The 12565-nt window shown below is 63.2% G+C and carries 10 protein-coding genes; all 10 read right to left on the reverse strand.

All coding sequences use genetic code 11. The annotated features are described in order from the left end of the window. Positions 1-56: 56 nt before the first annotated feature. Entirely contained in the window at positions 57-914 is an 858-nt protein-coding gene (locus B0G82_RS33600) for a glycine betaine ABC transporter substrate-binding protein (RefSeq protein WP_106280818.1), read from the reverse strand. 136 nt (positions 915-1050) lie between these two features. Next, entirely contained in the window at positions 1051-2298 is a 1248-nt protein-coding gene (locus B0G82_RS33605; RefSeq protein WP_121310400.1) for a hybrid-cluster NAD(P)-dependent oxidoreductase, read from the reverse strand. Positions 2299-2331: 33 nt separating this feature from the next. Further along, positions 2332-3645 (reverse strand): aromatic ring-hydroxylating dioxygenase subunit alpha, encoded by a 1314-nt coding sequence (locus tag B0G82_RS33610; protein WP_121310401.1) that lies wholly within the window; start codon positions 3643-3645, stop codon positions 2332-2334. A gap of 73 nt (positions 3646-3718) precedes the next feature. Continuing rightward, complete coding sequence (locus B0G82_RS33615; protein ID WP_121310402.1) at positions 3719-4495, reverse strand: electron transfer flavoprotein subunit beta/FixA family protein; 777 nt, start codon at positions 4493-4495, stop codon at positions 3719-3721. Beyond that, the gene (locus B0G82_RS33620; RefSeq protein WP_121310403.1) at positions 4492-5676 is read right to left on the reverse strand and encodes an electron transfer flavoprotein subunit alpha/FixB family protein; all 1185 of its coding nucleotides are present in this window, start codon (positions 5674-5676) and stop codon (positions 4492-4494) included. Before B0G82_RS33620 ends, B0G82_RS33615 begins: the two co-directional genes overlap by 4 nt. A gap of 4 nt (positions 5677-5680) precedes the next feature. Then, entirely contained in the window at positions 5681-7594 is a 1914-nt protein-coding gene (locus tag B0G82_RS33625) for a (Fe-S)-binding protein (protein ID WP_121310404.1), read from the reverse strand. Positions 7595-7596: 2 nt separating this feature from the next. After that, positions 7597-9660, reverse strand: a complete 2064-nt coding sequence (locus B0G82_RS33630; RefSeq protein ID WP_121310405.1) for an NADH:flavin oxidoreductase — start codon at positions 9658-9660, stop codon at positions 7597-7599. Between the two features lie 47 nt (positions 9661-9707). Further along, complete coding sequence (locus B0G82_RS33635; protein ID WP_121310406.1) at positions 9708-10244, reverse strand: DUF5943 domain-containing protein; 537 nt, start codon at positions 10242-10244, stop codon at positions 9708-9710. Between the two features lie 53 nt (positions 10245-10297). Beyond that, a complete protein-coding gene (locus B0G82_RS33640; protein ID WP_106280831.1) occupies positions 10298-11269 on the reverse strand; it encodes a dipeptidase in 972 nt (323 codons plus the stop codon). Positions 11270-11287: 18 nt separating this feature from the next. Further along, positions 11288-12562, reverse strand: a complete 1275-nt coding sequence (locus tag B0G82_RS33645; RefSeq protein WP_121310407.1) for a serine hydroxymethyltransferase — start codon at positions 12560-12562, stop codon at positions 11288-11290. Positions 12563-12565 lie beyond the last annotated feature (3 nt).

Raw genomic sequence — 12565 nt, forward strand, 5'->3', positions numbered from 1 at the left:
GCTTCATCAAGGCGGCAACGCTTTCGTACGAGTGTGCCCGGCAGTGCCCGGCAGAATCACTTTACCCAGCTATCCACCCGGTCGCCATGCGCACTGATCCATGCATCCGCAGCGGCGGTCGGCTTCTCGCCGTTCTGCGTCGCCAGCATCACGCTGTCGATCTCGCCCGGCTTCCACTGGAACTTCTTGAGGAACGCGACGACCGGCGGCGCCTTCTTCTCGAGTTCCGGATTCACGACGCTATCCACGTGCTCCGCTTCGCCGAACACCTTCTTCGGGTCGTCGAGGAATTTGAGCTTGTACTTCGCGAACATCCAGTGCGGCTTCCAACCCGTCACGATAATCGGCTTGCTCGCCGCTTCCGAACGCGCCAGTTCGGCGGTCATCGCGCTGCCTGAACTCGGCATCAACTGATAGTCGAGGCCGTAGGCCTTGATCGCCTCGCTGGTTTTCTGCATCACGCCCGCGCCGGCGTCGATCCCGACGATGCGTGAGCCGAACTCCGCCTTTTTGGCTTCCAGATCGCTCAGGCTCTTCACGTCGACGTTATCCGGCACGATCAGGCCGATCTTCGCGTCGTTGAAGTTCGGCCCGAGGTCGACCACCTTGTCCTTGAAGTTGTTCCAATACGCACCGTGCGTGACCGGCAGCCACGCCGACAGCGTCGCGTCGAGATCGCCGCGCGCCACGCCCTGCCACATCACGCCGGCCGCGACAGGCACGAGTGTGACCTGATAGCCGAGGCGCTTTTCGATCACGCGCGCGGCTACGTTCGAGGTCGCGACGCTATCGTCCCAGCCTTCCACGTAACCGATCTTGATGGTCGGCTTGCTATCGGCCGACACACTCACGCTGCTTGCCGCCAGCGCCGCGCTCATGGCGCTCAACACGAATATCTTTTTGATCAGTCTCATCGCCGTTCTCCCTTTGCCGTCAAAACAAACCAATGAGCATTTAGAATCGCCAGCCAGAATTACCGGGTAGCGTTGTTTTCCGACATGCAGTTGTCCGCACGCGACTTCGCGCCATTGGACCCATCTTGTTCTCGTCTTACTTATCGACGACAAGATCGCTCAACGGCTTGCTGCAGCACAGCAGCACCATGCCCTGATCGATCTCGCGCTGGCGAATTCCACCGGCGTGTTTCATCGCGACTTCACCCGACACCAGCTTGACCTTGCAGGTGCCGCACATGCCCTGTGTACACGACGCCGGCAACCGCACGCCTGATTTCTTCGCCGCGTCGAGAACGTGCTGCCCGCTGCCGCATTCGATCTCGCGATTGCTTTTGGCGAAACTCACCTTGAAGCGGATTTCTGTTTCGATGGAAATGGGTGCGGGCGCGAATCCAGGCGCCTCCTCGCGCGCCTCGACGAAGCTGTCCGCGCTCACCGGCGCGCCAATGCTCTGCAATGCGTCCGCGACATGCGCAGTGGTCAATTGCGCGGCCACTTCGCTGACGGTCTCGAAGGAAAAACTTTCCTCGTGATAATGGCCGCGATCGAAGCCGCCTTCATCCAGCAGATTGCGCACGGCTTGCATATACGGCGCGGGTCCGCAGGTGAAAATCTCGCGTTCCAGATAATCCGGCGCGATGAGCTTGAGCAACGGCAAGGTCAGAAAGCCAGTCACGCCTGGCCAGTTCGTACGTGCGCCAACCCGCTCGCAAACGAACGCCGTGCGGAAATGGGCCTGATTCGACGCGATCAGATCGAGCTCGCGCGCGAAGATGATGTCGTCCGGCGTGCGGGCGCTATGCACGAACACGATGTCGCCGTCTTCACCGAGTTCGTGATGCGCGCGGCTCATCGACATCAGCGGCGTGATCCCCGAACCGGCGGATAGAAACAGGAACTTGCGCGCCGGATGCCGCGCGCAGGTGAACTCGCCCGACGGCCCGAGCACGCGAACCTCCGCGCCCGCATGCAGATTATCGTGCAGCCAGTTGGAGACCTTGCCGCCCGGCACGCGCTTCACCGTGATCGAGATTGTGTGAGGACGCGTGGGCGGCGACGAAATCGTATAGCAACGGTTGATCGATTCACCGTCGATCTCCAGTTCCAGCGTAATGAACTGCCCCGGCTCGAACACGAAGGCCCGCCCGGACGGCGCACGGAAGAAAAAGCTCTTCACGTCGTGCGTTTCCTGGCGAACCTGACAGCACACCAGCGTGTCGTCGGTATCGCTATTCCAGCGTGGCGGCAACGTCTCCCAGAACCGCGGCTGCGTGACGCGGCTCGCAGCGTGATCTGAAGCCGGTTCGGGGCTCAGTTGAAACGTCGCCTGATCGCGCATCATTGTTTTCTCCGACTCCTGGTTGCAGCGTCGCGCTCAGCGCATGAAGGACACGACTTTTTCGCCATGCGCGGCCGGCGCGGTATCGCCGGCGTCGTGGGTTTGGGGCGCATTGCTGTAATCCGCCATGCGCGCGATGTACCACTCGCAGAACTTCTCGACGAGCCCTTCCGTGAACGGCGAATACGGGCCCGGCTCATACGCGCTGCTGGTCGCGCCGCGCTGCGAGTACTCGACGAGCGCGCGATCCTGGTCGTTGGTGGCGCGCCACACGGCTGTGAGGTTGTTTACGTCGTAATCGATGCCTTCGCGCGCGTCCTTGTGAACGAGCCACTTGGTGCGCACCAGCGTCTTGCCGGCCGAGAGCGGAATCACCGAGAAGCTGACGATGTGATCGCTCATGAAGTGATGCCACGAATTCGGCTGCGTCCAGAACGACAGTCCGCCGAGGTCAGCCTGCTCGAAACCGCCGAGCAGTTTCTTCGACGCCACTTTCGCGTCGAGCGTCTGCGATTCGCCGTCGCGATCGAGCGGCAGGCGTTGCGTGCGGAAACCCGTGACCAGATCCGCCAGCCGTTCGATTTCCGCCGACGGCAGCTTCATCGCCTCCCATTGCGCGGTGCGGCGCGCCACGGTCTCTTCGAACGCGGCCATGCCCTCTTCGTTGGCCGGCGTGCGTTGATAACCGAAGCCGTATTCGTAGAGCGAAATGGTCAGCTCGGGATGGTTCGCGACGCAGTGATAGCACTCGCGATTGTTCTCCATCGTGAGCTTCCAGTTGCCGTCTTCGATAATGTCGATCGAGGCCGCGATCTTGCATCCGGCCAGATCGTGCGGCAGCAGATACGGTTCCATCGCGGCACGCATCACGGCGAAGTCGGTCGGCGGATTGTCGGCGAGGCAAATGAAAATGAGGCCCGCCAGATTCTCGACATGCACGGACTTCAGACTATGTTTGCAGCGGTCGAACTGATCGCCCATGTGTTCGGCGAACATCAGGTCGCCGTTCAGGTTGTAGGTCCAGCTGTGATACGGGCAGACGATATTGCCGAGCGAGCCTTTGTCGGTATTGCACAGGCGCGCGCCGCGATGGCGGCAGACGTTGTGAAACGCCCTCACCTGCATGTCGTCGTCGCGTACGATCAGGATCGAATCGTTGCCGATCTCCACCGTGATGTAATCGCCCGGTTCCGGCACGTCCGGTTCCACCGCGACCTGGATCCAGTGTTGCCGGAAGATTGCGTCCATGTCGAGCGCGAAAATATCCTCGCTCGTGTAGAACGGCGCTTCCAGCGTGTAATTCTTTTTGCGGCGTTCGATCATTGCGCGAACGTCTGCCGAAACTTTCATTGTGTGCTCCGTTGCATGTCACGTCTGGCGCCGCGCCAGGCCCTCCTGGACGCGTGCTGGCCCGAACCGGAAATCAGTAATCCACGAGTTGATGCTCGCGCAAATACGCCAGGATCACTTGTGCTTTTTCGACAGAACTTCCTTCAATTACGACGCTGCCGCCACGGCTTTCGGTCGTGGTGGCCGAGAGCATGCGGGCGTGGCCGGAGCGCTTTTCGGCCGCGGCGAGCCGCACGGGTTTGGCGGCTGCCGGGCGTACGGTCCAGGCGAGGTCGTCGGGGGTGGCGGCGGCAGGCGTCGCAACCGGGCGGATCGTGCCTTCGCGCAAGCGTGCATACGCGTAGGTCGGTGCGGCGTTGGCGAGCGGATGCACGGCGATCAGCGCAGGCAGCCGCACTTCCACGCGACGGCGCAAACCCTTCGGCATGAATTGACGGACTTCCGCGCAGCCGTCGCGCAGCGTGATGTCGACGGCGGCGCCGACCAGCGGCATTTCCAGCGCATTGGCGACGCGATACGGCAGCATGCCGCTGTCGAACGCGCCTTCAGCGCGCGTGCCGGTCAGTACGAGGTCGTAGCCATGCAGACGCGCGGCGAGCGGCGCCGCTGCGTCGGCCTGCAGTTCAGGCGTTGCGGCTATTTCGAGCACTTCGACTGAGCGTGCGCCGAGCGCCAGATATTCTTTTAACGCAGGGTTGGACGGATCGCCCGCATGCAACACGTCGAGCGTTGCGTTGTGCGTTCTGGCAAGCGAGAGCGCGAGAGTCAGCGCGGCGGCGTCGTTGCGGCTGTAGCGCGCGGTGCCGCTCACCGGATGACGGCCCACGGAAACGAGGACGGCGATCTTCATGCGAGCGCTCCTTCGGCCACAGCCGTTGAATTCAGCAGCGCCGCACCGGTTCCGCGTGCCGTGCGCGCCGCGGCCGCCGCTTCGTTGAGCGCCGCGATGGTTTCCTGTGCGTCCGCGATCACCGTGAGGTTCGCGCGTTTGGCGATCGGCGCGCTGGCGTCGAGGTTCACCGCGATCACATGCCGGCAATCCTTGATGCCTTGCAGATGCTGCACCGCGCCGGAAATACCGAAGGCGATATAGACGCTTGCCTCGACGGTCTTGCCGGTCGCGCCGATCTGTTTGTCGCGGGTGAACTTGCCGTCGTCCACGGCAACGCGGCTCGCGCCGATTGCCGCGCCCAGCGTGACCGCAAGACGCTCGAACGCCGGCACGTCGCTCACGCCGTTGCCGGCCGAGACGATGAAATCCGCTTCTTCGAGCGCCAATTGCGCGGCGTCGATTTCCTCGATGCCGAGATCGCGCACTGTGCCGTGGCCTTGCTGCTGCGCCGCAGGTTCGCCGTCGAAACGCCACATGACGCGTTCGCCCGCACCGACAAACGGCAGCTTTGCATCCACTGCGTTGGGCGCGAGCAGCACCACCTCGGGCAAAGCGCGCGAGGCGAACGCTGTATTCGCATGAACATAGCTCGCCACATGCGCGGCATCGATCTCGACGACATGCGCCGCCACGCTTGCATTCGCGGCTGCGGCATAACGGCGGCCGAGATCGCCGTCGCCGGTTGCGTTGTCCGGCAGGAAAATGTGCACCGGCGCATACGCCGCGACGCACGCAGCCAGCGCGTTCAATTCGTCCAGCGGCGCAAAATTGCGGCGGTCGAACATCGGCAACTCGATCAGTTTGTCGGCGCCGAGCGTGGCAGCATCGCCGCCGAACTCGCCGAATACCAGCAGCACGACTTCGGTCGCGGCGTCGGCAATCAGCGCCGCGCCGGCCAATGTCTGCCGCGCGTGATCGTCCAACGCGCCACGGTCCGCGTGCGCGGCGACGAGTATCACGCGCTGCGGCGCCGCCGTGGTGCGGCGCGGTTTGGCCTGCTCGCGGTGCAAGGCGCCGGCGCCGTGCATGGCCGTTTCCATTGAACTGGCCGCACCCACTACGCCGAGCGTGATGCGTTTGAGTCCGTCTGCCGTGATCGTGAACGGACGGCGCGGATCGATTCGTTTGAGCGTGTTCATCGCGTTACTCCAGCGCCGCTGCAACCAGTTCGGCGACGTCCAGCACTTCCGGACGCGGCCCCACCACGCCTTCGAGCATCGCCGTGCAATTCGGACAGCCCACCGCGACGATCTCCGCGCCGACGGTTTTCGCGTCGTCGATACGGATATCCGGAATACGCCGCTTGCCCGGAATATCGGTCAAGGGTGCACCGCCGCCACCGCCGCAGCAGCGTCCGCGCATGCCGTTGCGCTCCATCTCCACGACCTTGATGCCGATGGTCTTCAACAGCTTGCGCGGCGCTTCGGTCTCACCGTTATAGCGGCCCAGATAGCACGGGTCGTGATACGTGATCTTGCGATCCGCGAAAGCGGCCACGGCGCGCGGCGTCAGCTTGCCGCTCGCGACCAGTTGCTCGATCAGCGCCGTGTGGTGCTGCACTTCGTAGAAGCTGCCCAGCGCACGATACTCGTTGCGCAGGCTATGCAGCACGTGTGGATCGGCGGTGACGATCTTGCGGAACGAGTACTGCGAGAGCGTGCCGATCAGCTTCAGCGCGAGTTGCTGGAAGGTGGCCTCGTCGCCGAGACGCCGGGCCGTGTCGCCGGTATCGGTTTCCACGCCGCCTAACACCGCGTAGTCGATACCCGCGCGATTCAGCACCTTGACCAAAGCGCGCAGCGTGCGTTGATAGCGCATGTCGAACGCGCCTTCGCCGGCGATCAGCAGTACGTCCACCGGACGGCCCGGCTGGGCGACCTGCACCTGCAGATCGACGGCCCAGTCGTAACGCGCGCCGATGTCGTAGCCGTTCGAACTGCCCGTCTCGCGCAGATTCGCGAGCGTGATCGGGCCTTTGCCCGGCACGCTGCCTTCCACCAGCGTCTGATTGCGGCGCATATCGACGATCGCGTCGACGTGTTCGATCAGCATCGGGCATTCCTGCACGCACGCGCGGCAGGTCGTGCATGACCACAGCGTGTCCGCTTCGATCATCGTCGAGATGAGCGGCTTGTCGGGCGCGCCGGCATGCTTGCCGACCGGAATGCCCGGCGTGGGACTGCCCGCGTATTCCGCGTCCGTGCCGCCCACCATGCCCGTGACCAGATCCTGAATCAGCTTCTTCGGATTGAGCGGCTGACCGGCGGCGAACGCCGGACAGGCCGCTTCGCACTTGCCGCATTGCACGCACGCATCGAAACTGAGCAACTGATTCCAGCGAAACTCGACCGGCTTGCCGACGCCGTATTCTTTCGCGTCGAGCAGCGGCGCTTTCAATGCCGTAGGCGGCACCACGTCGTTGTCATTGCGCTCCGCAAAACGCTCCTGACGCGGATGAAACGCAAGGTGCAGCAGACCAGCGAGCGCATGCTTCATCGGCCCGCCGCGCGCCGCGCCGAACGTCATCGCAAACGCGCCAGCGGCGATCAGCAGCGCGACGATGATCGCAAGCGCGCCGGACATCGCACCGGCAGGCAGCGCGATGAACAGCACGAGACCGAGTGCGAACGAGCCAAGCAACAGCGGCAAATGATCCCAAGGTCCGCGCGAGAGCCGCGCCGGCACCGCTTTCGCACCATGACGTCGACGCCAGACGAACACCGCGCCGACCAGCATCACGAGCGCGGCGAGAAAGATCAGCTTGTCGAGCCACGGCGAGTAGATCGCCAGCCCATAGTTGACGAACACCAGCGCCATCGCGAGAATCGCGCCGCCCGCGGTCGCCACGTGCGTTTTGGCGATGTACGGATCGCGCGCCACCACATGATGCAGATCCACGAAGTAGCGCTTGGGAATCGACAGAAGATTGGTCCAGCCGTACGCGCCCGCCGCCGTCGCGCGGCCTTCGCGCCAATACGCGGCGCGTTTGACGAGCGCGAACGCCAGACCAGCCACCGACAACCACAGCAGGACGGTGATGACAAACACGGGGCTCATCGTCAGAAATCCTTGCAAAGGCGCAGCGCGTCGTAAATCGCGCCGTGAATGTTGTGCATGGAAATGCAGTCGCCGACACGGAACAGCAGGAAGCGGCCATTGCCGAGTTCCTCGCTCAAAGACGGTTGCGGCTCGGAGGCGAACAGCTTATGCACGTCCACCTGGCCGCGATTCACCGACTCCGGCTTGAGCTTCCAGTACAGCTCGTCGTTCGGCGTGCTGCCGTTCTCGATCACCACCTGATCGACCGCGCGCTCTTCCTGCTCTTCGGTGTACTCGTTGCGGATCACGGCGATCTTCTTGCCGTCTTCCTCGTAGACCTTATCGAGCCAGTAGTTCGGCGTATGGATCACGCCTTGCGCGTAGAGCCGGCGGTAGAAGATCGGGAAGGTGGTGCCGCCCACATCGTCGGCAACCTTCACGTCCGGAGTCACGATCTCGACGTTCGAACCGCGGCTCGACATGAAGTCGGCCACGCCCGCGCCGGCATGCGTGCTCACGCCGTCGTACACCAGCACGTTCTTGCCCGGCTCGACCTTGCCCGAGAGCACATCCCACGAACTCACGGCGAGGCCTTCGTCGACGCCCCACGCCGCCACTTGCGACGTGAACGACGAACCGCCGGTGGCGAGCACGACGATGTCCGGCTTCTCGGCCATGATGGTTTTCTGGTCGGCGGCGACACCGAGGCGCCGGTCCACGCCGAGGCGCTTCGTCTCCATGTCGAACCAGCGCACGATGCCCGCCATCTGTTCGCGCTGCGGCGCTTTCGCGGCCAGCATGATCTGGCCGCCGACGTAGTCGTTCTTCTCGAACAGCACCACGTCATGGCCGCGCGACTTCGCCACGCGCGCCGCTTCGAGTCCCGCTGGGCCCGCGCCGACCACCACCACCTTGCGCTTCGGCCCGCGCGTTTTGGCGATCACGTGCGGCATCGTTTCTTCACGCGAGGTCGCGGCGTTCTGCACGCACAGCACGTCGAGCCCGTTGTACTGGCGGTCGATGCAATAATTCGCGCCGACGCACTGCTTGATTTCATCCTCGCGGCCATCGCGGATCTTGATGACCATATGCGGATCGGCAATCTGCGCGCGCGTCATGCCGACCAGATCGACCATGCCGCTGGCGAGGAGGCGCTCCGCCTGGCCCGCGTCGCGAATGCTTTGCGCGTGCATGACCGGCAGCTTCACCACCGACTTGATGCCGGCCGCGAGATGCACGAACGGTTCGGGCGGCAGCGCCATCGGCGGCATGCAGTTGGCGAGCGTGTTATGCGTGTCCGCACCCGAGCCGATCACGCCGAGGTAATCGATCAGGCCGGTTTCACTCATCGCCTGGGCGATTTCCTTCAGTTGTTCGTGATCGAGCCCGTCTTCATGGAACTCGTCGCCGCACATGCGCAGGCCGACGCAGAAGTCCGCGCCGACTGCTTCACGCACGGCCTTCAATACTTCCGTACCGAAACGCAGGCGGTTTTCGAGCGAGCCGCCCCACTCGTCGGTGCGAAAATTGGTGCGTGGGCTCCAGAACTGGTCGATCAGATGCTGGTGCGCCGCCGAGATTTCCACGCCGTCCATGCCCGCGTCTTTCACGCGTTTCGCGGCCGCCGCGAAATCGCTGATGATGCGGCGAATTTCCTCGACTTCGATGATCTTCGCGTTGCCGCGATGCACCGGCTCACGCACGCCGGACGGCGACATCAGATGCGGCCAATGCTCGCCATGAAACGCGGAACGGCGTCCCATGTGCGTGGCCTGAATCATGATTTTCGCGCCGTGCGTGTGCATGGCTTCGGCGAGCCGCGCGAGCGGATCGATGATCTTGTCGGTCGACAGATTCACCGACTTCCACCAGCCTTGCGGGCTGTCGATCGACACCGGGCTCGAGCCGCCGCACACCGCGAGGCCGACGCCACCCTTGGCCTTTTCTTCGTAGTAACGGATATAGCGGTCGCCGGGCAGGCCGCCCGGCTCCGCATAGACCTCCGCATGCGCGGTGCTGACGATGCGGTTGCGCAAGGTCAGCTTGTTCAGCGTGAGAGGCTTGAAAAGGTTCGGGTAACGCATTGCGATCGACCTCGGAATGGAGTGCTTTTTTGCGGTGTCGTGCGCGCTCAGGAAGCCAGCGGCGACACTTCGAACACGCAGTGGTCATGGTGCTCGGCCGCGCATTGCGCTTCTCTCGAATGCGACGGCGGGCCCTTGCGCGACGCGTCCGGCGCGGTGTCGTTGACCCAGTCCATCGCGCCCGCGAACCAGCCGGCGAACATGTAGCAAAGCTTGCCGACCTTGTCCGGCTGCGCCAGCACGAACGACGAGTGATGCAACTCGATGCGCGCGTGCGAACTCGACGGATCGGCTTCGGTGATCGTGAAGATGCCCCAGCCGCGTTGCGACAGACGCTTCAGGTAATGCTCGAACACCGCCATGCCGGCGAGGCCATGCTGCTTCGCTTCCTTGTCGCACCAGAAATACGCCGACTTGTAGCCGGCCTTGTAGAGAATCTCGGCATACGTCTCGAGGCCGAGCGCTTCTTCCACGGCGGTGTGGTTGTTCGTGAAGAAATGGCGCGGCACGTACAGCATGGGCAGCGCGTCGGTGGTCCAGACGCCGGTGTTCGCATCGACGTCGATAGGCAGTTGAGGTTGCATGTGGAGGCTCCGTTTTTTATGTGTGCGAGTGAGGTTTCAGCAGCGCTGGAAGGTCACACCTTCCAGACTTCGCCAAACACCCGCACCCAGTTTTCACCCATGATCTTCTTGATGCGCGTCTCGCTCCAGCCGGCGCGCTCCATCGCGGCCGTCAGGTTGGGAAACTCGCCGATCGTGCGGATGCCTTCCGGATTCACCACCTTGCCGAAGTTCGTCAACTGGCGATAACGGCCTTTGTCGTGCGTGATCCAGTCGAAGAACTCCGTGCTGTAGCCTTGCGTGAAATCCGTGCCGATGCCGACCTGATCTTCACCGATCAGATTCACCACGTACTCGATCGCTTCGATATAGTCTTCGACGGTCGCATCCGGGCCGCGCTTGAGGAACGGCGCGAACATCGTCACGCCGACGAAACCGCCCGCGTCCGCGATCTCCTTCAGTTGCTCGTCGCTCTTGTTGCGCGGATGCTCTTTCAGACCCGACGGGCAGCAATGCGAGTAGCACACCGGCTTGTTCGACGCGGCGATCGCCTCAGAAGAAGTCTTGCCGCCCACATGCGAGAGATCGACCATGATGCCGACCCGGTTCATCTCCTGGATCACCTCGCGGCCATAGCCCGACAGGCCGCCGTCGCGCTCATAGCAACCGGTGCCCACGAGGTTCTGCGTGTTGTAGCAAAGCTGCACCACGTTCACGCCGAGGTCCTTGAACGCTTCGATATAGCCGAGGTTGTCCTCGAAAGCATGCGCGTTCTGGAAGCCGAAAATGATGCCTGTCTTGTTCTCTTTCTTCGCGCGGAAAATGTCGTCCGTGGTGCGCACCAGTGTGAGAATCTCGCCGTACTCGCGAATCTGCTGCTTCATTTCGGCGATGTTGTCGACGGTCTTCTGGAAGCTTTCCCAGACCGAGACCGTGCAGTTCACCGCGGTCACGCCGCCCTTGCGCATGTCCTCGAACACCGAGCGCTCGAACTTCGAAATGTTCAGACCGTCGATGATGATGCTGTTGTCGTGCAATGTGCTCATCGTGTGCTCCAGGCGTACTCAGTAGATGGGAAAGCGTTCGCACAGCGCGAAAATCTCGCGGCGCACGCGTTGTTCGGTGGCGGCATGGCCTTCGGGTTGGTCGCGCAGCGCGTCGAGCACTTCGACGATCAGCCGCCCGATTTCGCGGAACTCGCTGACGCCGAAGCCGCGCGTGGTGCCCGCGGGTGTGCCCAGGCGAATGCCGGAAGTAACCGTCGGCTTCTCGGTATCGAAGGGAATGCCGTTCTTGTTGCAGGTGATGCCCGCGCGTTCCAGGGCCTGCTCGACCTGGTTGCCTTTCAGGCCCTTGGGTCGCAGATCGACCAGCAGCAGATGGTTGTCCGTGCCACCCGTGACCAGATCGACGCCGCCCGCCTTGAGCACTTCGCCGAGTGCCTGCGCATTCGCGAGCACGCTGTCGATGTAGGTCTTGAAGCCCGGTTCCAGCGCTTCGCCGAACGCGACCGCCTTGCCGGCGATCACATGCATGAGCGGACCGCCCTGCAAGCCAGGGAACACGGCCGAGTTGATCTTCTTCGCGATGTCTTCGTCATTCGTCAGCACAAAGCCGCCGCGCGGACCGCGCAGCGTCTTGTGCGTGGTCGACGTCACCACGTGCGCATGCTCGACCGAATTCTGGTGACGCCCCGCCGCGATGATTCCGGCAATGTGCGCCATATCCACCATCAACTTTGCGCCGACGCTATCGGCTATCGCGCGCAGTCGTGCAAAATCCAGCGCACGCGGATAAGCCGAAAAGCCGGCGATCAGCAATGCGGGTTTGTGCTGCTGCGCGAGTTCTTCGATCTGCTCGTAATCGATCAGCATCGTGTCGCGATTCACGCCGTACTGCACCGCGTTGAACCACTTGCCCGACATGGCCGGCTTGGCGCCGTGCGTGAGGTGGCCGCCGGCGTCGAGCGACATGCCGAGCACCGTGTCGCCCGGTTTCACCAGCGCGAGCATCACCGCGCCGTTCGCCTGGGCGCCGGAATGCGGCTGCACGTTGGCGAATTTCGCGTTGAAGAGTTGCTTGATGCGGTCGAGCGCCAGCGTTTCGACCACGTCGGCATATTCGCAACCGCCGTAGTAACGCTTTCCCGGATAGCCTTCCGCATACTTGTTGGTCAGCACCGAGCCCTGCGCTTCGAGCACCGCGCGCGACACGATGTTTTCCGACGCGATCAGTTCGACTTGCGACTGCTGGCGCTCGAGCTCTTTCAGAATAGCGCCGCGCACCGCCGTATCGCGCGTGGCGAGCGTTGCTTCGAAGAAAGGATTCGGGTTCGACATGGA

The organism is Paraburkholderia sp. BL17N1 (assembly GCF_003634175.1).
In the GTDB taxonomy this organism is placed as follows: domain Bacteria; phylum Pseudomonadota; class Gammaproteobacteria; order Burkholderiales; family Burkholderiaceae; genus Paraburkholderia.